This is a genomic window from Actinomadura pelletieri DSM 43383 (assembly GCF_003634705.1).
GTDB lineage: Bacteria > Actinomycetota > Actinomycetes > Streptosporangiales > Streptosporangiaceae > Spirillospora > Spirillospora pelletieri.
The window spans coordinates 567557-589302 of record NZ_RBWU01000003.1; the positions used below are offsets into that span (position 1 = coordinate 567557).

The window sequence follows — 21746 nt, forward strand, 5'->3', positions numbered from 1 at the left end:
CGAAACCTCCAAGGGTGATCCGGCTCCCTGAAACCGACATTAGGGTTGATCAACGCCACCGTGAACGTCGAGGAGTGAACGGTCGTGACCATCCGGGTAGTCCATCGGCCGGCCCGTACCATCCTGCCCCCTCCGGAGCCCGAGCCGCGTCTCATCGAGGCGCCGCCGACCCTTCCGGAGGAGGGCGCGCAGGGCAACCAGGTGCTGATGATCCTGCCCATGGTCGGGATGATGGCCTCGCTGGCGATCATGACGGTGCTGCGAAACCCGGCGTTCATGGTCTTCGGGGCGGTGCTGCTGGTCGTCGCGGTGCTGGCGGGCGCGGCGATGCTGCTGTCGCGGCGCGGGCAGGTGTCCCGGCAGCGCCGCGCGCAGCGGGAACGGTACCTGGAGTACCTGGAGACGCTGCGGGAGGAACTGGCGGCCCGGGAGGCGGCGGAGCGGGCGCGGGCCCGTGTCCTGGACCCGCCGCCGGAAGCGCTGTACGACATCGTCCGCGACCCGACCCGGCTGTGGGAGCGCCGGCGCCGCCAACCCGACTTCCTGCGGGTGCGGGTCGGCACCGGGTTCATGCCGGGCGCGCCGCTGGACCTCGGGGAGCAGGGCACCGCGCTGACGCCGACCGACCCGTTCATGCTCGCGGAGGCGCGGGCGGTGCTGGACCGGTTCCGCAGCGCGCCCGACATGCCGCTGACGTTGCCGCTCGACATGGCGGGCAACGTCAGCGTCGTCGGTTCGCGCCACGACGTGCTGCGGTTGATGCGGGCGCTGCTGGCCCAGCTCACGGCGTTCCACTCGCCGCAGGACGTGGCCGTCGCGGTGGCCTGCGGCGCCGACCGCGCCGCCGACTGGGACTGGGTGAAGTGGCTGCCGCACGTCCTGGACCGGCATCGCCATGACGGCGGCGCGCCCGTCCGGCTGATCGCGCCGAGCCCGCTGCGGCTGGCCGCGCTGCTCGCCGACGACCTGCGGGAGCGCACCGACTTCGCGGCCGAGGTGCGGCGCGGGCTCGGTCGCAGGGACTCCTTCCAGCTGCTGCGCAGGCTGCTGGTGGTGCACGACACCCACGGCGAGGTCGCCGCCGATCTGGTCCGTCCGGACGAGGCCGTGCCGCCCGCCGACCTCGGCGCGACCATCGTCCATCTGGTGGCCGACCAGCGGCAGGAGCCCGGCGACGTGAGCGTCCGCATCCGGGTGGACGGCGACCGCGTCGAGATAGCGGACCTGCGCGACCCGGCCGGGACGGCGATGGCCGGCACGGTCGACGATGTGCCGCCCGGGATGCTGGTCGGGCTGACGCGGATGCTGGCGCCGCTGCGGCTGTCGCGCGAGTCGGCGGAGGAGAGCGCGGCCGAGGGCGGTGAGATCGACTTCACCGCGCTGTGGGGGGTGGACGACCCGGCCGAACTCGATGTGGCGCGCATGTGGGCGCCGCGCAGCGAGCGCGCGTTCCTGCGGGTGCCGATCGGTTTGGACGACGCGGGCGAGCCGGTGGTGCTGGACCTGAAGGAGGCCGCGAGCCTCGGCATGGGTCCGCACGGGCTCTGCGTGGGAGCGACCGGTTCCGGCAAGAGCGAGATGCTGCGCACGCTGGTGCTGACGCTGGCGGCCACGCACCCGCCCGAGCAGGTCAGCATGGTCCTGGTCGACTACAAGGGCGGTGCCACGTTCGCGCCGTTCGCGGACCTGCCGCACGTGGCGGGCGTCATCACCAACCTGGAGGACGACGCCGGGCTGATCGAGCGGGCCTACGCGAGCCTGTCCGGTGAGGTGCAGCGCCGCCAGCAGCTCCTGCGTGACGCGGGCAACATCGCGAACATCGGCGACTACGCGTTCGAGCGGACACGGCGGCCCGAACTCGCGCCGATGCCGTACCTGCTGGTCATCATCGACGAGTTCGGTGAGCTGCTCACCGCCCGTCCCGACTTCATCGAGCTGTTCCTGTCGATCGGCCGGATCGGGCGCAGCATCGGCGTGCATCTTCTTCTGTCGAGCCAGCGGATCGAGAGCGGGAAACTGCGAGGCTTGGAGACGTACCTGTCGTACCGGCTGGGGCTGCGGACGTTCTCGGAGGAGGAGAGCCGGACGGTCCTGGACACCCCGGACGCCTTCCACCTGCCCGCGCTGCCGGGGTTCGGGTACCTGAAGGTCGACACGAGCGTGTACCAGCGGTTCAAGAGCGGGTACGTGTCCGGCCCGTACCGGGGGCCCGTGCAGACCGTGCAGGAAGGCGACAAGCGACCGCCGGTGCGGGTGTACACGGCCTACAACGTCGCGGGCCCGCCCGACGCGTCGCGCGGCGCCGAACAACCGGCGGATCAGGGCGCGGCGCTCCCCGAACGCTCCGCCGGTCCCCGGCTGCTGGACGTCATGGTCACCGGGCTCGTCCGGCACGGGCGCAGGATCCAGGACATCTGGCTGCCGCCGCTGCCGGCGCTGGTCACCCTCGACGGCGTCACCGGCCCCGTCCGGATCGACCACGACGGCATGCGCCTGCCGGTGCGCGTCGAGCCGATGCGGGTGCCGATCGGGCTGCTGGACGACGCCCGCCGCCAGTGGCAGGGCGTGTGGTTCCTCGACCTGGCGTCGGCGGGCGGTCATGTCGCGCTGATCGGCGGCCCGCAGACGGGCAAGACGACGCTGCTGCGCACGCTGGTGCTGTCGCTGGCGCTGACCCACTCCCCCGCCCAGGCGGCGGTGTACGGGCTGGACCTGCTCGGCGGCGGGCTCCAGGCCCTGGCCGGACTGCCCAATGTCGGCGGCATCGCGGGCCGCAGCGACCGCGAGCGCGTGCGCCGCACCGTCGAGGAGGTCCACGGGATGCTGGACCACCGCCAGGAGGTGTTCCGGCGGCACGGCATCGACAGCGTGCAACGGCTCCGGTCGATGCACGCGGACGGGCAGGTGCCGGAGCTTCCTTCGGCGGACGTGGTCCTGGTCGTGGACGGGTTCGGCGCGATCCGCGCCGACTTCGAGGAGATCGACGAGATGATCACCGACATCCTCACCCGTGGCGGCGGATACGGCGTGCACCTGGTGGCCGGCATGCTCCGCTGGAACGACGTGCGCATGTCCGCGCAGTCGATGTTCGGCCGCCGCGTCGAGCTGCGGCTGAACGACCCGGCCGACTCCACCGTCGAACGCAAGCTCGCGCAGACCATCGGGGCGAGCCAGCCGGGTCGGGCACTGACCGACGACAAGCTGTTCGCGCAGGTGGCGGTGCCCGCGTTGGGGCACGTCCCCGACCCGGCCGGGCTGGGCGCCGCGGTGGAGACGGCGGTCGGCGCGGTCCGGTCGGCGTGGACGGGCCCGGTCGCCCCGCCGGTCCGCGTGCTGCCGCACCGCCTGGACGCGGCCGAGCTGCCCGGCCCCGCCGAGCAACCGCGGCTCGTGCCGATCGGGCTGGAGGAGCGTTCCTTCGAGCCCGTCCTGCTCGACCTGTTCGGCACCGACCAGAACCTGCTCGTCCTCGGGGACGGCGGGTGCGGCAAGTCCGCCCTGGTACGCCTCATCGCCCGGAGCCTGGTCGAGCGGTACACGCCCGAGCAGGTCGTGTTCGCGGTGATGGACCCGCGCCGCTCGCTGGGCCGGGACATCGTGCCCGAACCGTACCTCGGCGGGTACGCGACGACGCCACGGGTCTGCGCGGGCCTCGCGGCGGGCGTGGCCAAGGAACTCGAGGGACGCATGCCCGAACCGGACGACGAGGAGGCCGCGCCCGACGCCGCCACGGCGGGCCCGCGCATCGTGGTCCTCGTCGACGACTACGACCTGCTCACCACCGCGGGCCAGCAGCCGATGGCGCCGTTCGTCCCGTTCGTCCCCAACGGGCCGGACATCGGGCTGCATTTCGTGGTGACCCGCCGGGTCGCGGGCTCCAGCCGCGGCCTGTACGACCCGCTGGTGCAGTCGATGCGCGAGATCGGCACCGGGGCGCTGCTGATGTCCGGGGACCGTTCCGAGGGCCAGATCTTCCCCCGCGTCCACGCCGACCCGCTGCCGCCGGGACGCGGCAAGTGGATCAGGCGCGGCGAGGGTCCGCGGCTCGTGCAGGCTGCCCTGTCGAAGGAGGAGAACCGGTGACCTACGACCTGGTCGTGCTGACCAGACGTGCCCCCAACGTGCGCGCCATCGTGGACTCCATGGTGGACGCGGGTGAGACGCTGCGGGTGCGCGGCTCCGGCGACGGGGCCCTGATCCAGCTGTGCGACGATTCCGACCTTCCCCTGGTCAGCATCGAGTCCGCGCAGCGCGTCGACGTCGCCGGCGAGGTCGAACGGCTGCTCGGCACTGCCGTCACCGCCGGGTTGACCGTCCCGTACTGGTGGGTGGAGGCTCGGGCGACCGGCGCCGACCCGCGCGGCCCGGAGGCCGCGGACCGGTTCGCGGCCGCCATGGTGAAACGGCTCGGCGGCGCGGTGTGGCGTTCGGAGGAGCGATGACGGCGGTTCACCCGGCGGTCGACATCGTCACCCGCACGAGCGCCGTGGTGATCCAGGACCGTCCGCTCGTCCCCCTGTCGAGCTGGCTCACCGACGTGATGGGCCGGTGCGCGGCCATCGGCCAGACCGTGCAGGTGCTCGCCCCGCACGACGCGCGGCTCACGCTGCCGCTGCGGCTGGCGCTCGACGGCAAGGACACCCGCTGGGTCGTCCAGGAGCCGGGCGACGGCTACTACGACGGGTTCAGCGGCCTTCCGCTCACCTGGGACGGTTCGGCGTTCATCGTCGACCGGGAGGCGGCGCCGCGCGGGCCGTCCGGCACGTTCCTGCGCGAGCCGCACACCGACCTCGGCCACCATCTGGCGGTCAGCCTCCAGGTCGTCCACCCGGCCACGCACGAACTGGAACTCGGCGGGACCGTGGAGCGGCTGGCCGAAACCCTGGCCGGCGCCCGCCCGGCGTCCTGGGGAACGGCCGAGCCCGCCCTGTCACGCTGGTCCCCCACCGCGGTGACGGAACTGTGCCGCCGCCGCACCCCCCACGCCACCTACCTGGTGTTCATGGGCCCGCACGGCACCGACGCGCCCGCCTTCGGTGGCACGGTCCGGGTCTCCCGGGTGACGTCGGGCGTCAAGGAGACGATCAGCTTCGCCGTGGCGCTGCCCCCGGGCGCGTCCCGTCCGCTGGACGACCTCGAGAGCCTCGCGGCCGACCTCGCCCGCGACGGAACCCTCGGCACGCTGGTCGCCCGCTGGTCCCCCGGCCGGACGGACCTGACGTTCCCGGCCCACTGGTGCGGCCGCCCGCTGCCCCTCGCCCTCGCCGTGGGCCCCGCCGGCGTCGCGGAGATCGGCTCCGCCCGCGCCACGGACTCCGGCGGCCACCCGATCGGCGCCCCCGACGAACCGGGCATGTGGTACCCGTTCGCCGACGACGACCCGGAAGCATGGCAGCATTTCGGCGACCTCCTCCGCACCCTCCAGGGAACGGTCAAACGCCCCTGACACAATAGGCATTTGCGCACCGTCCAATTTCCGCCTTTTCCCGCATTTGTCGTACTCGCCCCCTAGCGTGGACGTTGATCCGGTCGACGACTATGGGGGTGCGCATGACCGCGTGGGACATCGACCCGTTAGGGGTCCAAGGGGTGCTCAACCGGACGGTGGGGGCGTTCAAACCGATCGAGAAACACGTCAAGACCTTCGTGACCAGTTCCCGTGACGCGGCCGAGGCCACCGGCAGCCCCCGCGTGGCGCAGGCCCTCCAGGGCTTCGTCCAGCACCACCAGCCGACGTTGACCGGCATCGCCCGCCGCACCAACCGCACCCTCCAGGCCGCCGCCGACGCCACCATGGCCTACGTGAACGGCGACGACCAGATGGCCGCGCAGACCCCGCGCCACCGATGATCGTCCCCGACGAGGTCCTTCCTCTCGAACACGAGGTCAAGCTTTACCACCGGGTCAGCTGGAACGGCGGTCACCTCATCGGAACCGCATTCGGAGGTCCCGGCGAGCGAATCAAGCTGGTGGGCACGCTGGAAAAGTTCGATCAGGCGCAGAAGGGGACCCCCCCACTCAACGACTACAGGAAGCCGGAAAGCTATTTCGGCTACTTACAGCAGAGTCCCCACAGTAATCACCGTAAATACACAAGGTCGGCGACCTACCATTACGGACACTCACCTAAGATGACATGCCATCCCACGAGTGGCCGTCGACCGATTGGAGCGGATCATGACCCGTAGGGGTGGGATGCTGCCAGAGGAACAGCAGCAGATTCTGCGCGAGGTCGGCGGCGCCCTTCTACAGGTGGTACCCGCCGACTGGACGGAAATACGCTTTACGATGGGAGTGACGGCAGAACTGACCAGCACCCAACTCGAAGCCGTACTCGACAACGGAGAGGTCATCGAAATCGCCCCTCCGAACTCGCCGCGAATAAAACTGCGAGAACTGCGCGCCGGAATGTACCATCCAGGCAAAGGCACCTGGTTCACAGCACGGTATGTGATCCAGCGTCCTACCCGATACAGCGTCGACTTCGACTTCGACAACGAACCTGATTTCGGCATGGACATCGGTTTTCAACCGGTACCCCAGACCTACACCAATGACCTGAAGGCCTTCCCGCGCGACGACGACCACATCCCCACCTGGCTCCGCCAAAAGATCAAAGAAGCGGAAGAGTGAGCGGGCCCATAACACCAGAAGAACAAGAAGCCGTCCTGCGAAACGTTGGCAGCGAGGTACTCGCAGCGGCGCCAGACAGATGGACCGAACTACGCTTCCGATTGGTCGCTACCGCCGAATTGGCGAGGAACAGATTCGAGGCGAAGTTGGAGGATGGTTCCACTGTCCATCTAAGCGCACCGGACACTCCACGAAGAAGACTCCAAGAGTTGCGCACGAGAATGTACACGCAAGGCAAAGGCACCTGGTTCACAGCCGAGTACGTCATCGTCCACCCCGGCCGATACAGCGTCGATTTCGACTACGACAACGAACCGGATTTTGGTTTCGAGATCGATACAAAGACGTACGCCAACGAGATGAAGTACTTTCCTCGCGACGAGGAGTACATCCCCACGTGGCTGCGTCAGAAGCTCAACGAAGCCAAGGAATGAGCGGGCGCCGAAGCGGAATGTCACATAAAAGAGAAGCGCCTCCGGTCTAGTCTCAAACGACGAGACGAAGCATCACGAGAGTCCGGTCACCGCCAGACAGGAGATCGCCGGTGAGCAGCACCGTGGCCGTCTACATCGCGGCTCCACATGACACACCAGCCGTCTCCCATCAGATTGCGATGGCGATTCGCGCACCCGGACACTTCTACCGCGAGTATGGATACACGTACACGATAAGCTCGACACCATTGCTTCACGGCTCCGGAGTCGCGACGCTCTATCTCTCCGACAATGACTGGGACGAAGACGACCCGGATCTGTGTGCTGCGTTTCAAGCGTACAACCATGAGCTCACTATCGAACTGCGCAATGTTCCCGCCCCCTCCGCGGCGAGATGCTGGGGCGCTCCGGTCGGCTGATATTGGACCTCTCGATGAAGCTCGACTATTCACTCGCTATCGGTGACGATACGAACATTGTCGCCGACCATCTTCCGGGTCGGGGGGTGCGAGAATTCCCTTTGGGCACATCCTGGGACAAGCGAGATCGGGACACCTGGTACGAGCCGGCACTTCACGGCCCGGACGCGGAACTCTCACCGAGCCCCGATCGGTCGACTCCGCCCAGCGGCTCCCTGTCAGTTTTCGAGACGGACGGGCTCATACAAGTCGTGCCGCGCGTACGCGACACGGCTGATCGCAGTCACGCTGTGGCTCCTGTTGCGTCCATGCGCGAAAGCGTGGACCCGTTGGTGTTCGGACGCACCTTGGCGGAGGCCCTCGGCAGGTCAGGGCAAGTCGATCTCGTCGAGGAAACGGACCCCTGGTCATGGGTGACCGGTATCCCTCGTCTCAACGTCGAGCAGTTCTCACGATCGGCGGTGTCGGTCGACCTTGAGTTGACCGGTCAGTCACTCATCGCGATCCCGCGCGTTCCGCACCTTGGATCGACTACGGGTGTCACGCAGGGAACGTCAATCGATGAATTGGCGGTAAACGATTCCCGATCCTGGGACGATCAGATTATCGGAGAAGCTCTTCTCTGTTTGATCAAGACTGTCCGACTGCGGAGTTCAACGGGAATCAATGAGTGAAGTCGTCCAACGTATGCACCGAGCGGAGCGAGGGCACCACGTACATGAAGTTGGAAAAGTATCTTTTCCCCGTAGCCTCGAACGGCTGGTCAGAATCGATACACGGTAGATGCGACTGTGGAGTTGATCAGCCTGATGCTTCCCGCCACTTCCATCGAGGTCCTGGAGACCTCAGGAACAGCGGGCTGTGATGGCGAGAAGGGCAGTGACCTCATGACCGGGCAGCCGAAGCGGTTAGAGTCCTCATACCCGACCAAGCCGTTTGGGGGCGGTCACGTACGTTCCGGTGATGCTAAGGGGAGAGGTGATCGGCTACCTGTATGCGGGCACGTCCGACTCCGCTGCCGGGTTTGTTCGGCGGCTGGAACTCATCGACACGGCGTTCATGCGCCCTGGGTCTGGTCGAAACGACTGCGCGGGGCAATCGTCCATGGAATGCGGCTCGCCAAGGACGGGACCTACCTGTCCGGCCATGTGTTCAATGTCGTCAACAGCAGCGGACGCATGCAGGAAAATTCTCCGCGATGAAGAATTTCTCGGCGTTCGAGCTCCTCCGGACCAACTGAGGGGCCCGGAGTGCCGAAGCCAGGACTCAGGAACAGGGCGCATTCCGGGCCACGCGGAGACCGAAGCCGCCCGGGTATACCGTGTTGCGGTGACCGGGGCGCCCGCCCTACGGGAGCCTGCTGGGATCCCGGACCGGACAAAGTTTCAATGGGAGCGGAATTAGTCAATGGATATTGATCGAGCCAGAGAGAGCGCAGTGGCATACCTCGCTGAATTCGCCTCGCCCGCCCGTCCGCTGGCACTGTTCGAGAACGATCTCGCTGAGGACAAGGAGTGGTGCTACGTCTTCCCGTGGAACACGGCGAAGTACGTCGAGACCCGGGTGCTTTTGGATTCGATGGGTCCCGGGGCCGGGCCGGTCGTGGTGGTGAAGTCCACTGGCGCAGTGTGGATGCTGGCCAGTAGCCCGCCCTTCGAGGAGCAACTGGCCGAGTATCGCCGGGCGCATGCAGCCTAGATTAGGCGAGAAGGTTCACATGCGCGGAAAGGCAGGCCGCGAGCAGCACGGTCGAGCTTTACATCGCCTATCCGGGGGACATGCCCGCCCCATCCCGGCGAACTCATGAGCGGGCACCCGAAGCGGTTCGAGTCGTCATACCCGACCATGCCACTGGGTGCGGTCACGTACGTTCCGGTGACGCTAAGGGGAGAGGTGATCGGCTACCTGTATGCGGGCACGTCCGAATCCGCTGCCGGGTTTGTTCGGCGGCTGGAGCTCATCGACACGGCTTTTTATGCGCCCTGGGTCTGGTCGAAACGTCTGACCGAAGCCTGCACAGCCGGACTTGAAGCGCTGGAGGCGTTGCAGAGGTGGCGGGGCGCGCCCGAGGATCCGGAAGGCGGAGCGATCGCCGCGGACGCGCCTGAGAGCGAGGCGGAGAGTCTGGATGTGCTGGAGGAACTGGCCAATCCTGGATACGTGGACCCGCTCAAGGACTTTTTCGCCCAAGAGCCGACCTGGCCGGACGGGACCCCCATCGACCGAAGGAAGGGCTGGGGTCCACTGTCGCCGATGAAGGTTCCGGAGACCGACTATCCCGCGTCGACCGATGGGCCGGTGCGGTACTACCCGGTGGTTCTTCAGGGCAAGGTGGTCGGTTACCTGTGGGCGTCGGTAAACGATGACGCGGCCCATTGGCAGGATCGCGGGGATGCCGGAGCGCTCGGCTACAACGCGGGCGTGCCGTGGGTGATGCGGCTGCGTGAGGCGGGCGCACAGGGTCTGACTCCGCTGCAAGCGCTGCGCAAGTGGAAGGGCGCGCCCGAGGATCCGCGCGGCGGAGCGATTCCGGCGGACGCCGAGGAGCGGGAGGCCCCGAGCCTGCGGGCGCTGCGGGAGCTCACCGGGGACTATGCCGCGTCGACCGATCAGGCGGTGCGGTATTACCCGGTCCGGCTCCGTGGGAAGACGATCGGTTATCTGTGGGCATCGGTGCCCGACGATGCGGCGTCCTATCTGGCGCGTCCGGCTGCGGGGGCCGATGGGGAGAACGCGCGGAGCGTGTGGGAGCAGCGGTTGCACGAAGCGGTCCTGGACGCGCTCCTGCCGTTGCGGGCCGTGCGGAAATGGTGCGGCGCCCCAGAGGACCCACGCGGCGGCGCCATTCCCGGGGAGAACGAGGAGCGGGTTGCGCCGAGTCTTCGGGCGTTGGAAGACATCGCGAACGACGGGTGAGGGGGTGGAGGGTGACTAAGGATGTGGTGGCGTTGGTGAGGGTCGAGCCGGATTTGGGCGCTGTGGTGGCGGGGATGGTGGCCGCCGGGAGTGAGTGGCGGGTGCGAGGGGTGGCAGGTGGTGGGGCGCTGCGGTTGTGTGAGGAGGACGGGCAGGTGGTGGTGACGCCCGTTCTGGTGGATGTGGCCGGGGATTTGACCCGGTTGCTTGGGGTCGAGGTCGGGGAGGTGGAGACGCCGGTGTGGTGGGTGGGGACGAGTTCAGGGCCGGGTCGGAGGTGGTGGCGTAGCGGTTCGCGGCGCGGCTCGGCGGAGTGGTGTGGACGGGAGACCCGGAGTACGTCAGGCGCGCGACCTGACGCAGGCGACGATCGACGTCGTGTCCGAGAGGGTGGGCGTGTGATGCAGAGTCGGCCCGTCGTGTCGCTGTCGTCGTGGATGGCGGAGGCGGCCCGGCTGTGCGCTGAGACAGGCAAAGGGCTTGAGGTCGTCACGCCCACGCACTCTCGGCTGACGCTGCCGCTGCGGCCGGCGCTCACCGGGCAGGACTGCCGATGGGTGGTGACGGATCTGGCCGGCTGCTACTACGACGGGTTCTCCGGTGCGAGGCTCGCGTGGGACGGTGGGGCCTTCTTACCGGACGGAGGCAGGCCCGGCCGGGAGGCAGTTCATCGTCAGCGCGACCGGTCGGCACACCGCGTGCGACACGTTGACCGTCGGGGTCGTCGCACAGGTGATGTGTCAGGAGTTGGGCGCGGGTCCGCCGGTCGGGTGGGGCACGTTCGAGTCCGCGGGAAACCTCTGGGACGTGGAGCGGCTGGCCGAGCTGTGCCGTGACCGGACTCCGCGACCGACGTGGCTGGTGTCGTGGGCGACGGGTTGGTCGGCACGACGACGGTGCGGCGGACGCCGTCGGGCGTCCAGGAGGCCGTCACGGCGGGAGCGGGCCTCAGTTAGAGCACGCCCGTCACGAAGTCGGACGGGGTACGTGGCATAGCGGGTGACCTGGGGAAATGCCCGGGCACGCCGGCGGTGAAGTCACGGCGGACCAGGTCGGGGATCGGGCCTGCGGTGCCGTCCTGCTCGGTCAGGCTCGCCCGCCACGGCCGCGGCTGGCATGGCGCCAGGCCCAGTTCCCGCAGAATGTCGCGGACCAGCTCCGGGCTGGCGGGCGCCCCGGCCCCGGCGAGCTCGGCGTGGATCCGCCGGTACCCGTAGGTGCCGTCAGAGGCATCGAAAAAATGCCGCACCAAGACCTTGAGCTCTTCGCGCCGCTGCGAGGTCGCCGATTCCGGGCGCCACCGCCGATCATAGAAGCCGGAGCGGGACACCCAGCCATTAACGCATCCGGACGATGCTGGGGGTGGCGCCGTCAACGCACACGGAAGGTCTGGCGTACTCCGCGTCGATGACCTCGTACTTCGAGATCACCGTTGCTGTTTCGCAAAGTACGCCGCCCGTTATGCGAACGCCCGTACGCGTTCACCTGATTCGCCAATGTGTCCGCGTCGATCTCGAGTTCTTTGCCAACCTGTGAGACCGGACGCGAAGTCTCGATCACCAGCTTCAGTGCCTCTTCCCGCTATTCAGGGGAGAAGTTCCTCTTCAGACGAGCCAATCACCACCTTTCCGGACCACCCCATTCTAGTCGGGTCACTGTCCGGAATGCTCGGGCGTCTCAGGTACCCTTTCGCCAAGGATCGACCTTGGGAGCGCTTCGATGCCCTCCTACACCGCTCATTCTGGCCGTGGGGTCGCACGACGAATCTGACTCACTGGTCAGATAGGGGTGATACCCGACGGCAATAACCTTCCGTCCTTTTTTCCAACATGCCCCACGTTGGTCTGATCTAGGTCCTAGAGTGGCGATATCGACGATCAAGGACGGAGGTTCCGGTGACCGCATGGGACATCAAGCCATACGGGGTGAAGAACGTGATTAACCGGACGGTGGGTGCGTTCAAGCCGGTCGAGGCACACGTCAAGACCTTCGTGACCAGTTCCCGTGACGCAACCGAGGCCACCGGCAGTCCCCGCGTGGCGCAGGCCCTCCAGGGCTTCGTGCAGCACCACCAGCCGACGTTGACCGGTATCGCCCGCCGCACCAACCGCACCCTCCAGGCCGCCGCCGACGCCACCATGGCCTACGTACACGGCGACGAGCAGATGGCCGCGCAGACCCCGGGCCGCCGATGATCGTCCCCGACGAGGTTCTCGGCATCATGGCCAAGGTCCACCCCGACGCGGTGGAGGCCGAGGCCCACGACTTACGCAAGGCCGCCACGGGCATCCGCGAGGCCGGCTCGGACGTCCACACGACCTGGCAAGGGTTATCCGCCTTCTACAAGGCCCCCGAAGCCGGTCAACTCTTCGCCGCGACCGCCCCCGTCCGCGACGACTCCGCGATGTTCGCCGGCCAATTAGAAAAGGTCACCGGCGCCCTGACGACCTACGCGGCTGAGACACGCGTCATCAAGCACAAGCTCACGGACCTCTACATGCGGGCCGTGACCTTCGTGAACAAGACCTACGCCGAAAAAGACGACTGGCAAAAGAACGAGGATCTCGTCCGCGAGAACAACACCCTCATCGCCGCCGTCGACGCCCAGGCCATGGCCTTTCACAACGCGCAGGAAAAGGCCACCCACACCATCTACGCCGCCTACGGCGAAACCGCCCCCGCCCTCCCCACCGGCGGCGGCGGTGACCAGGAACGCCCGTGGGGAACCCCCGAAGAAGCCGATCTCCCCTGGTACCACGACGCCTGGAACGGCGGCACCTCCCTCCTCAAGGGCTTCTTCGGCGACGGCTTCTGGGGCGACGTGTCCGGCATCTGGGACCTGGTCACCTCCCCCGGCAAATGGTTCGAGTCCTACAAAAGCCTGATGGCGCTGACCCTGCCCCTCAACCCGATCGTCGCGCCTTTCGCAATGCTGGTCCCCTCCGTCCGGCGCAAGGTCCACGAAACCTGGAAGGGCTTCGGCAAGTCCTTCGTCGCCTGGGACCGCTGGAAACAAGACCCCGCCCGCGCCTTCGGCAACACCGCCTACAACGTCGTCACCTCGATCATCCCCATCGGCAAGGCGGGCAGCGCCGGCAAACTCGGCAAGTTCAGCCACGGCGCCGCAAAGGTCGGCGAAGCCGTCGACCCGGTCGGCCTCACCGTCCGCGCCTCCGTCACCCTCCCCAAGGTCGCCGACATCACCGCCGCCCTCTCCGGCAAGATCGGCGACTTCACCACCGCCACCAAACTCAACCTCGACAGATTCGTCATCAAACCCGCCATCGACCTGAAGGCCTACGCCCTCAGCAAGACCGCGAACATCCCCGACCGAATCCCCGACTGGGTCCTCCGCCGCGACGGCGCAGAAGCCGCAGCCCAGGTCCGCGCCGCCCACACCCCCGACCTGGTCGGCGCCCGCACCGGCCAGCCCACCACCGTCCAGGACTCTCCGGGCGGTCCAACGCCTCCCGGCGACCGCGCCCCGGGCAACGGCTCGCCCGGCGTCAGGGCGCCCGAGGGAGGCCAGCCCGATGCGACGCCCGCGGGCGAGGGCGCCGGTAGCGGCCCGGGTGACCCGCCGCCACCGGACCGTAACGGCGATGGATTCGATCAGCAAGGGCCGCAGCAGGGCGGGCAGGGCACCCCTGATCAGACCCCGGACGGTGACGGCTCGTCCCCGGATGGCCCGGACAGCAACAACACGAATCCGCTTCCCGGGCACATGGACCCGGACGGCATCCGCCGCTTCGACACCGATGACGCCGGCCAGGAATACGGCGATCGCCACCTAAGCGATCAGTACCGCAACCTGCCACCGGACCAGGCGCACGCGATCAGGGAATACACACGTCACTCCTGGCCGTACAACCCACACCTGCGCGGCCTCGCGAACATCCAAGACAGCCTGCGGACGTGGTACAACAACGTTGGTCCAGGCTGGCCCATTTTCGAAATGAACGGCGGCAGGCCGCCATCTGTCAGCGACATCTTCGATGCCACAAGGCGAACTGACCTGACTCCGGACCAACGCCGGATCGTCGATGACATCGTCCAAGCCGGAGATCCACACAAGCGGCTGGAAGAGTGGATCCGCGCATCAGGCTCTCGAGGAATAGTCGCGAGGACCTTCGACGGCTTTCCCACCGTTGCGGATTTCAGGGAGCGTATCCGCCTGATCGATCAGGCGCTCAGCCACCACCTGCCCGAGGGTATCCAAGTCCAGCGCGGGCTCCATGACGTAAGCTTCATGGATGGTTACAACGGTACGATGACATCGTTGAGGGGAAGCATCGAGACCGAACGTTCGTTCATGTCGACGGCACTGGGTGAAAAACCTCCGGAGATCGACGGCAATTCCCATCCGATCGTCATGCATCTGGATGTGCCACCGGGTTCACGCGGACTGTGGATGGGCCGCGAGAGCAATTACCCGGCACAACGTGAACTGATCTTACCCCGAAACACCCGTTATCGGATCAACAACGTCTATAAGAAGGATGGTATATGGCATATCGAGGCCGAGGTCCTAGATACCCCCGTCAACAACGGACTATGACGGAGCGAAAGCCCGGGATCTCATGAGTGGATATCCAAAGCCGTTCGAATCGTCGTATCAAATCATTCCACTGGGGCCGATTCGGTACGTTCCGGTGACACTCAGAGGGGAGGTGATCGGCTACCTGTACGTGTCCCTTCCCGAATTCGCGGCCGGTTTCGTTCGGCGGCGGGAGGTGATGGACATGGCGTTTCGCGCGCCTGTGGTGTGGTCGGAGAGATTGACGGAAGCCTGCACGGACGGACTTGATCCCGAGGAGGCGTTGCAGAGGTGGCGGGGCGCGCCCGAGGATCCGGAAGGTGGAGCGATCGCCGCGGACGCGCCTGAGAGCGAGGCGGAGAGCCGGGATGCGCTGGAGGAACTGGCCAATCCTGGATACGTGGACCCGCTCAAGGACTTCTTCGCCCAAGAGCCGACCTGGCCGGATGGGACGCCCATCGACCGTAGGAAGGTGCGGGAGACGCTGGGGCCGATAAAGGTTCCGGAGACCGACTATCCCGCGTCGACCGATGGGCCGGTGCGCTACTTTTCGGTGGTCCTTCAGGGCAAGGTGGTCGGTTATCTGTGGGCGTCGGTGAACGATGACGCGGCCTATTGGCAGGATCGCGGGGATGCCGGAGCGCTCGGCTACAACGCGGGCGTGCCGTGGGTGATGCGGCTGCGTGAGGCGGGCGCACAGGGTCTGACTCCGCTGCAAGCGCTGCGGAAATGGAAGGGCGCGCCCGAGGATCCGCGCGGCGGAGCGATTCCGGCGGACGCCGAGGAGCGGGAGGCGCCGAGCCTGCGGGCGCTGCGGGAGCTCACCGGGGACTATGCCGCGTCCACCGATCAGGCGGTGCGGTATTACCCGGTCCGGCTCCGTGGGAAGACGATCGGTTATCTGTGGGCATCGGTGCCCGACGATGCGGCGTCCTATCTGGCGCGTCCGGATGCGGGGGCCGATGGGGAGGACGCGCGGAGCGTGTGGGAGCAGCGGTTGCATGAAGCGGTCCTGGATGCGCTCACGCCGTTGCAGGCCGTGCGGAAATGGTGCGGCGCCCCAGAGGACCCGCGCGGCGGAGCCATTCCCGGGGAGAAGGAGGAGCAGCTGGCACCCAGCCTTCAGGCCCTGGAAAACATCGCGAACGAGTAGGGGGGTGTTTGAGCGTGACCGTTGTCTTGGGTGATCCGCAGTGAAAGGGAGCAGATGACTAAGGACGTGGTGGCGTTGGTGGGGGGTGAGCCGGATCTGGGGGCTGTGGTGGCGGGGATGGTGGCCGCCGGGAGTGAGTGGCGGGTGGAGAGGGTGGCGGACGGTGGGGCTGTGCGGTTGTGCGATGACGATGGGCGGGCGGTGGTGACGATCGAGACTCCTGTGATGGTCGAGGTTGCCGGGGAGTTGACCCGGTTGCTGGGGCGTGAGGTCGGGGAGGTGGAGACGCCGGTGTGGTGGGTGGAGGCGCGGGGGGACGAGTTCAGGGCCGGGTCGGAGGTGGTGGCGTTGCGGTTCGCGGCGCGGCTCGTGGAGCGGCTCGGAGGGAAGGTCTGGGTCGGGGACCCGGAGTACGTCAGGGGTGTGACGTGATCGACGTGATGGCGGAGCGGGTGGGGGTGGTGATGCAGAACCGGCCCGTGGTGGCGCTGTCGTCGTGGACGGCGGAGGCGATCCGGGCGTGCGCCGAGGCGGGTAAGGGGCTTCAGGTCGTCACGCCCGCGCATTCGCGGTTGACGTTGCCGCTGCGGCTGGCGCTCACGGGGCCCGAGTGCCGTTGGGTGGTGACGGACCCGGCGGGTGGTTATTACGACGGGTTCAATGGGGCGACGTTGGCGTGGGACGGTGGGGCCTTTTCGCCGGATGGGGGGACGGCCGAGGCTTTCAAGGAGGCGGGCCCGGACGGGACGCAGCTCGTCGTCGCCGCGTCCGTCCGGCACACGGCGTACGACACGTTGACCGTGGGGGTCGTCGCGCAGGTGATGTGCGAGGAGTTGGGTGGGGCTCCGCCGGCGGGGTGGGGGACGTCGGAGCCTGCGGGGATCGCGTGGGACGTGGAGCGGCTGACGAAGTTGTGCCGTGACCGGGCCCCGCGGCCGACGTGGCTGGTGTTCGTGGGAGATGGGGTCGTCGGCACGATGACGGTGCGGCGGACGACGTCGGGTGTGCAGGAGACGGTCACCGCGGGGGTGGGGCGCGAGGTTGACGTGCGGGGGCTCGTGGAGCGGTTGGACGCCGGGTTCTCGCTGGTGTCGGTGGTGGCGCAGAAGGTGCCGGGACGGGCCGACCTCACGGTGGAGCCGCGGTGGTCGGGGCCGCCGGTGCCGGTCGGTATGGCGGTCGGGCCGGAGGCGCAGGCGGAGGCCGGGATGCCCGTCACCGGCAGGGCCGACTGGGTCGAGTTGAGCGCCGGGCCCGAGGGGTGGGCGGAGTTCGCCCGGATCCTCCGGGGGTGATCCCTACTCCCGGTGGTGGTTCTCGCCGGGCCAGGACTCGCCGGGCCAGCCCTCGACCTGCTCGGACGCGTCCGGGTCGACGCCGGGGACGATCTGCTCGCACCACACGACCTTTCCGGCGGCGGTGCGGCGGGTGCCCCAGCGGTGCGCGAGCTGGCTGACGACGAGGAGCCCGCGACCGTTCTCGTCGTCGTCCTCGGCGCGGCGCAGGCGAGGCAGCGCCGCGGACCGGTCCAGCACCTCGCAGACCAGGGTGCGCTCCAGGAGGAGCCGAAGTTCGATCGGGCCCGGCGCGTAGCGGAACGCGTTCGTAATCAACTCGGACGCCAGGAGCTGGGTGGTGTAGTCGAGCTCCTCCAGGTCCCACTCGGCGAGCTTGCTGCGGACGAGGCCGCGGGCGCGGCGGACGGCGGCCGGGTCGGCGGGCAGCGTCCAGGAGGCGAAACGGTCCTCGGGGAGGCGGCGCAGCCGGGCGATGAGGACGGCGATGTCGTCGCGGTGCTGGTCGGCGTACACGCCCGCGAGGGTGGCCTTCGCGAGGTCGTCCATCGAGTGGTCGACCGAGTCGGGGCCGAAGATCGTCTGGAGGCGGGCGAGGCCGTCGTCGATGTCGCGGCCCCGGTTCTCCACCAGGCCGTCGGTGTAGATGACGAACAGGCTGCCGTCCTCGACGGTGAACTCGCGGCTCTCGATCGCGGCGCCGCCCGCGACGCCGAGCGGCGGCGCGGGCGGGACCTTGAGGTAGTCGTTGTCGCCGTTCGGGCCGGCGAGCAGCGGCGGCAGATGCCCGGCGGACGCGATCTCGATGGTGCCGGTCGTCGCGTCGTACACCGCGTACACGCAGGTCGCGAAGTGCGGCTCCTGCTCGCCCAGCTCGATCATCAGCTCGTGCATGACGTGCAGGGCGTCGGCGGGCGGCAGTTCGAGGTTCGCGAGCGTGTGGAGCGCGGTGCGTAGCCGTCCCATGGTGACGGCGGCGCGGACACCGTGCCCGGCGACGTCGCCGACGATGAGGGCGACGCGGGCGCCGGGCAGCGCGATCGACTCGTACCAGTCGCCGCCGACCTCGACGAGCTTGCTGCCGGGCAGGTAGCGGTGCCTGACCTCGACCGACGACGGTGCCGACAGCCGGTTCGGCAGGAGGCTGCGTTGCAGGGCGAGCGCGGTGGCGCGTTCGCGGCTGAACCGTCGCGCGTTGTCGATGACGATCGCGGCGCGGGTCGCGAACTCCATGCCGATCTCGACGTCGTAGCGGTCGAACTTGCGGAACCCGGGGACGCGGGTGCAGGCGATGAAGCCGAGCAGCGTGTCCCGCGCGATCATCGGCAGCAGCACCATCGACACGCCGGTCAGCAGTTCGCCCGCCGGGCCGCGCCGCCAGAGCCGTCCGATCTCGGACGCCTCGTCCACGTCGATGTGCGGCAGATGGACGGGCCGTGCCGTGTCCATCACCTGCCGGTACGGGGTGCCCTCGGGGAACACCAGGACCTCGCCGACGGGGAACGTCGACGTCCACGCCGCGTTCCCGTCGTCGGAACTGACGGCGACGCGGCGCAGCACCGCCGACCCGGACTCGGCGTGCACCTCGTCCGCGGCGACGAGGCTCTCCAGCACGAGGACGGACGCGGCGTTGCAGTAGTGCGGGACGACGACGTCGACGAGTCCGCGCGCCGACTGGTCGAGGTCGAGGGACGCGCCGAACCTGGTGAGCTGGTCGTCCATCAGGGCGCGCCGCATGAGCGCCGGGTCCTGGTAGCGCTCGCTCGGCGGCAGCGCGACACGGACGAACAGCAGCGTCGCGGGCGCGGCGCCGGAGTCGCCGCCGACAAGGGGCTGCGCGGTCACGACGGCCTCGGTGGAGGTACCGTCGCCGCGCAGTACCGTGATCACGCCGTTGCGTTCCTGCCCGCCGTCGCCCTTCTCCAGGAGCGCGTCGAGTTCGGCCTTGGCGTCCTCGCTCACCAGCGCGGTGGCGGGATGGCCGATCAGGTCCTCGGGGGCACGGCCGATGACGGCCCTGGCGTTCGGCCCGCACTGCACGATCCGCCGGGCACCGTCGATGCCCAGCACCAGGGTCCGGGACGCGGAATCGGTCGCGGGGGCTTCGCCTCGCGGCGCCATGACGGATCTCACCTGACGCGCTCCAGACAGCCGATCGTTTGAGCCCTACCCAGCGACAGTATGGGGCATGACACCGTTTCAAGGGGAGAAGATCACGCTTACCACGCCGAAATCCCTTCCGTGAATGTCTCTCCGAGCCACATTCCGGACGCCCGACGGTCGGATCGCCCCTCCCCGTGGGGTCCGTACGGGAATGGCGGGACTACCCGAATCGTTGGGGAAGTGGCACGATCGGTTCCGTCTGGGTACGCCACCGTGGCGCCTCAAGACCGGAGGTTCGCATGTCTTCTTCTGTCGCACCCTCCAGCCGTCCGACCGCACTGTACGGCGGTACGAGCGGACGCAGGGTGACCGTACGCGACATCGCCGCCGCCAAGGAGCGGCACGAGAAGTGGCCGATGCTCACCGCGTACGACGCGCTCACGGCGCGGATCTTCGACGAGGCCGGCATCCCCGTGCTGCTCGTCGGCGACTCCGCCGCGATGGTCGTGTACGGCTACGACTCGACCATCCCCGTCACCGTGGACGATCTGATCCCGCTCACCGCGGCGGTCGTCCGCGGCTCCAAGCGGGCCATGGTGGTCGCGGACCTGCCGTTCGGCTCGTACCAGACGGGCGTCCCCGAGGCGCTGTCCGCCGCGACCCGGTTCCTCAAGGAGACCGGCGCGCACGCGGTGAAGCTGGAGGGCGGCCGCCGGATCATCCCGCAGGTGGAGGCGATGGTCGCCGCCGGGATCCCGGTGATGGGTCATCTCGGCCTCACTCCGCAGTCGGTGAACGCCTTCGGCGGCTACCGGGTGCAGGGCCGCGGGCAGGACGGCGACGAGCTGATGGCGGACGCGAAGGCGTTGCAGGCGGCCGGCGCGTTCTCCGTCGTGCTGGAATGCGTGCCCGAGGATCTCGCCGCCCGGGTGACGGCGTCGCTGGCCATCCCGACGATCGGCATCGGCGGCGGAAACCAGACCGACGCGCAGGTCCTCGTGTGGCAGGACATGGCGGGGCTCACCCCCCGCACCGCGAAGTTCGTCAAGCGGTTCGCGGACATGAACACGCTGCTCAGTGAGGCGGCCCGCAGCTACGCCGACGAGGTGGTGAGCGGCGTCTACCCGGCGCCCGAGCACACCTACCGCTGAGCGCCGTCAGGAACCGGCCTCCCGGGGTTCCTGACCGGGAGGCCCGTCACCCGTGCCGGCTTCCGTCCCCGCGCGGTGGGTGGAACGCACGACGATCAGCCGGTCGCCGGCGTGGAGCTTCGCGCATTCGGGGTGGTCGAACGGGAACGTCCGGCCGCCGCGGACGATCGCGAGTGCCGGCTGGCCGACCGCGCCGATCGGGCCGCCGATCTCGTCCCGGTCCACCTCGCGTTCGGCGAGATCGAGGCCGCTGCCGCGTTCCAGCAGGTCCTCGATGACCCCGCTGACGGCGGGCTGGACGGTGGACACCCCGAGCAGCCGTCCGGCCGCCTCCGAGGACGTCACCACATGGTCGGCGCCGGACTGCCGCAGCAGCGGGACGTTCTCCGACTCGCGCACCGCCGCCTGGATTCCGGCGGTGGGGTTGAGCTGCCGCGCCGTCAGGGTGATCAGGACGGCGGTGTCGTCGCGGGCGCTGGCGACCACGACCTCCCGGGCGCGCTGGACGGCGGCCTGACGGAGCACGGAGCTGCGCGTCGCGTCCCCGACGATGCCGACGAAGCCGGCCTCCGTCGCCTCCGCCACGACACGCGGATCGGGGTCGACGACGACGATCGAGCCGCGGTCGACGCCGGTGCTCAGCAGGGTCTTGATGGCGCTGCGGCCCTTCGTGCCGTAGCCGGCCACCACGATGTGGTCGCGCACGCGCGTCCTCCAACGGGATCTGCGCCAGTCCTGGCGGGTGCGTTCCGCGAGCACCTCGAGTGTGGTGCCGACGAGGACGATGAGGAACAGTACCCGTACGGGCGTGATGAAGACGATGTTGACGAACCGGGCGGCGTCGCCGACCGGGGTGATGTCGCCGTACCCGGTGGTGGAGACGGTCACGGTGGCGTAGTAGAAGGCGTCGAGCAGCGACAGGGTCCCGCCCGAGCTGTCGCGGTAGCCGTCGCGGTCGACGTACACGACGGCCACCACGGCGAAGAGCAGCAGCAGGGCGACACCGACCCGCCTGCCGACCGCGCGCAGCGGGCCCGCCCCGGCCGACGGCAGCAGGACGAGGGGGCCCTTGGCCGTGTCCGGATCGTTCATCCTCGGCCCGGAA

General features: G+C 68.6%; 19 protein-coding genes and 1 pseudogene. 17 read left to right on the forward strand and 3 right to left on the reverse strand.

What is annotated here, in order from left to right:
• The first annotated feature begins 84 nt into the window (after nucleotides 1-84).
• From eccCa to BZB76_RS36680, 11 genes and pseudogenes are all read left to right on the forward strand, one after another.
• Nucleotides 85-4083 (forward strand): type VII secretion protein EccCa, encoded by a 3999-nt coding sequence (gene eccCa / locus BZB76_RS15830; protein ID WP_121435123.1) that lies wholly within the window; start codon nucleotides 85-87, stop codon nucleotides 4081-4083.
• Nucleotides 4080-4442 carry a hypothetical protein gene (locus BZB76_RS15835; RefSeq protein WP_121435124.1) on the forward strand — a complete coding sequence of 121 codons (363 nt, stop codon included), beginning with the start codon at nucleotides 4080-4082 and terminating at the stop codon, nucleotides 4440-4442. The genes eccCa and BZB76_RS15835 overlap by 4 nt, the downstream gene beginning before the upstream one ends.
• Nucleotides 4439-5446: a DUF6177 family protein gene (locus BZB76_RS15840; RefSeq protein WP_121435125.1), complete on the forward strand. Its 1008-nt coding sequence runs from the start codon at nucleotides 4439-4441 to the stop codon at nucleotides 5444-5446. The genes BZB76_RS15835 and BZB76_RS15840 overlap by 4 nt, the downstream gene beginning before the upstream one ends.
• Nucleotides 5447-5550: 104 nt before the next feature.
• Nucleotides 5551-5850 (forward strand): DUF6507 family protein, encoded by a 300-nt coding sequence (locus BZB76_RS15845; protein ID WP_121435126.1) that lies wholly within the window; start codon nucleotides 5551-5553, stop codon nucleotides 5848-5850.
• Between the two features lie 300 nt (nucleotides 5851-6150).
• A complete protein-coding gene (locus BZB76_RS35880; protein ID WP_121435127.1) occupies nucleotides 6151-6633 on the forward strand; it encodes a hypothetical protein in 483 nt (160 codons plus the stop codon).
• Between the two features lie 209 nt (nucleotides 6634-6842).
• On the forward strand, nucleotides 6843-7067 hold the full coding sequence (locus BZB76_RS15855) for a hypothetical protein (protein WP_246006976.1): 225 nt from the start codon (nucleotides 6843-6845) through the stop codon (nucleotides 7065-7067).
• 110 nt (nucleotides 7068-7177) lie between these two features.
• Nucleotides 7178-7486 (forward strand): hypothetical protein, encoded by a 309-nt coding sequence (locus BZB76_RS34225; protein ID WP_147449442.1) that lies wholly within the window; start codon nucleotides 7178-7180, stop codon nucleotides 7484-7486.
• 14 nt (nucleotides 7487-7500) lie between these two features.
• Nucleotides 7501-8160, forward strand: a complete 660-nt coding sequence (locus BZB76_RS34230; protein WP_147449443.1) for a hypothetical protein — start codon at nucleotides 7501-7503, stop codon at nucleotides 8158-8160.
• Between the two features lie 733 nt (nucleotides 8161-8893).
• Nucleotides 8894-9184 (forward strand): YrhB domain-containing protein, encoded by a 291-nt coding sequence (locus BZB76_RS15860; protein WP_121435128.1) that lies wholly within the window; start codon nucleotides 8894-8896, stop codon nucleotides 9182-9184.
• Between the two features lie 195 nt (nucleotides 9185-9379).
• The gene (locus BZB76_RS15865) at nucleotides 9380-10402 is read left to right on the forward strand and encodes a hypothetical protein (RefSeq protein WP_147449444.1); all 1023 of its coding nucleotides are present in this window, start codon (nucleotides 9380-9382) and stop codon (nucleotides 10400-10402) included.
• 401 nt (nucleotides 10403-10803) lie between these two features.
• Nucleotides 10804-11398 (forward strand): annotated as a pseudogene (locus BZB76_RS36680) (DUF6177 family protein).
• On the opposite strand, the gene BZB76_RS15870 reads toward BZB76_RS36680, so the two are convergent.
• Nucleotides 11355-11732, reverse strand: coding sequence for an IS3 family transposase (locus BZB76_RS15870; protein WP_281273873.1), 378 nt, complete (start codon nucleotides 11730-11732; stop codon nucleotides 11355-11357). The pseudogene BZB76_RS36680 and the gene BZB76_RS15870 sit on opposite strands and share 44 nt — an antisense overlap.
• Before the next feature lie 565 nt (nucleotides 11733-12297).
• Between BZB76_RS15870 and BZB76_RS15875 the strand changes: the two genes are divergently transcribed.
• The 5 genes from BZB76_RS15875 to BZB76_RS15895 all read left to right on the forward strand — a co-directional run bounded on the left by BZB76_RS15875 (nucleotide 12298) and on the right by BZB76_RS15895 (nucleotide 17387).
• Nucleotides 12298-12597, forward strand: coding sequence for a DUF6507 family protein (locus BZB76_RS15875; protein ID WP_121435131.1), 300 nt, complete (start codon nucleotides 12298-12300; stop codon nucleotides 12595-12597).
• Nucleotides 12594-14960 (forward strand): ADP-ribosyltransferase, encoded by a 2367-nt coding sequence (locus tag BZB76_RS15880; RefSeq protein ID WP_121435132.1) that lies wholly within the window; start codon nucleotides 12594-12596, stop codon nucleotides 14958-14960. Before BZB76_RS15875 ends, BZB76_RS15880 begins: the two co-directional genes overlap by 4 nt.
• A gap of 112 nt (nucleotides 14961-15072) precedes the next feature.
• Nucleotides 15073-16092 (forward strand): hypothetical protein, encoded by a 1020-nt coding sequence (locus tag BZB76_RS15885; RefSeq protein ID WP_121435133.1) that lies wholly within the window; start codon nucleotides 15073-15075, stop codon nucleotides 16090-16092.
• A 54-nt stretch (nucleotides 16093-16146) separates the two neighbouring features.
• Entirely contained in the window at nucleotides 16147-16524 is a 378-nt protein-coding gene (locus tag BZB76_RS15890; protein ID WP_147449445.1) for a hypothetical protein, read from the forward strand.
• Entirely contained in the window at nucleotides 16521-17387 is an 867-nt protein-coding gene (locus tag BZB76_RS15895) for a DUF6177 family protein (protein WP_121435135.1), read from the forward strand. The genes BZB76_RS15890 and BZB76_RS15895 overlap by 4 nt, the downstream gene beginning before the upstream one ends.
• A 3-nt stretch (nucleotides 17388-17390) precedes the next feature.
• Here the strand turns inward: BZB76_RS15895 and BZB76_RS15900 are convergent, their stop codons facing one another.
• A complete protein-coding gene (locus BZB76_RS15900; RefSeq protein WP_121435136.1) occupies nucleotides 17391-19508 on the reverse strand; it encodes a SpoIIE family protein phosphatase in 2118 nt (705 codons plus the stop codon).
• A gap of 281 nt (nucleotides 19509-19789) precedes the next feature.
• Between BZB76_RS15900 and panB the strand changes: the two genes are divergently transcribed.
• A complete protein-coding gene (gene panB / locus BZB76_RS15905; protein ID WP_121435137.1) occupies nucleotides 19790-20641 on the forward strand; it encodes a 3-methyl-2-oxobutanoate hydroxymethyltransferase in 852 nt (283 codons plus the stop codon).
• Between the two features lie 6 nt (nucleotides 20642-20647).
• On the opposite strand, the gene BZB76_RS15910 is transcribed toward panB, so the two are convergent.
• A complete protein-coding gene (locus tag BZB76_RS15910) occupies nucleotides 20648-21733 on the reverse strand; it encodes a potassium channel family protein (RefSeq protein ID WP_121435138.1) in 1086 nt (361 codons plus the stop codon).
• Nucleotides 21734-21746: the final 13 nt, after the last annotated feature.

Coding starts and splice junctions, on each gene's coding strand:
- BZB76_RS15840 (WP_121435125.1), top strand. CDS start 4,439: ATGACGGCGGTTCACCCGGCGGTCGACATCGTCACCCGCACGAGCGCC.
- BZB76_RS15845 (WP_121435126.1), top strand. CDS start 5,551: ATGACCGCGTGGGACATCGACCCGTTAGGGGTCCAAGGGGTGCTCAAC.
- BZB76_RS34230 (WP_147449443.1), top strand. CDS start 7,501: ATGAAGCTCGACTATTCACTCGCTATCGGTGACGATACGAACATTGTC.
- BZB76_RS15860 (WP_121435128.1), top strand. CDS start 8,894: ATGGATATTGATCGAGCCAGAGAGAGCGCAGTGGCATACCTCGCTGAA.
- BZB76_RS15880 (WP_121435132.1), top strand. CDS start 12,594: ATGATCGTCCCCGACGAGGTTCTCGGCATCATGGCCAAGGTCCACCCC.
- BZB76_RS15890 (WP_147449445.1), top strand. CDS start 16,147: ATGACTAAGGACGTGGTGGCGTTGGTGGGGGGTGAGCCGGATCTGGGG.
- BZB76_RS15900 (WP_121435136.1), bottom strand. CDS start 19,508: ATGGCGCCGCGAGGCGAAGCCCCCGCGACCGATTCCGCGTCCCGGACC.
- panB (WP_121435137.1), top strand. CDS start 19,790: ATGTCTTCTTCTGTCGCACCCTCCAGCCGTCCGACCGCACTGTACGGC.
- BZB76_RS15910 (WP_121435138.1), bottom strand. CDS start 21,733: ATGAACGATCCGGACACGGCCAAGGGCCCCCTCGTCCTGCTGCCGTCG.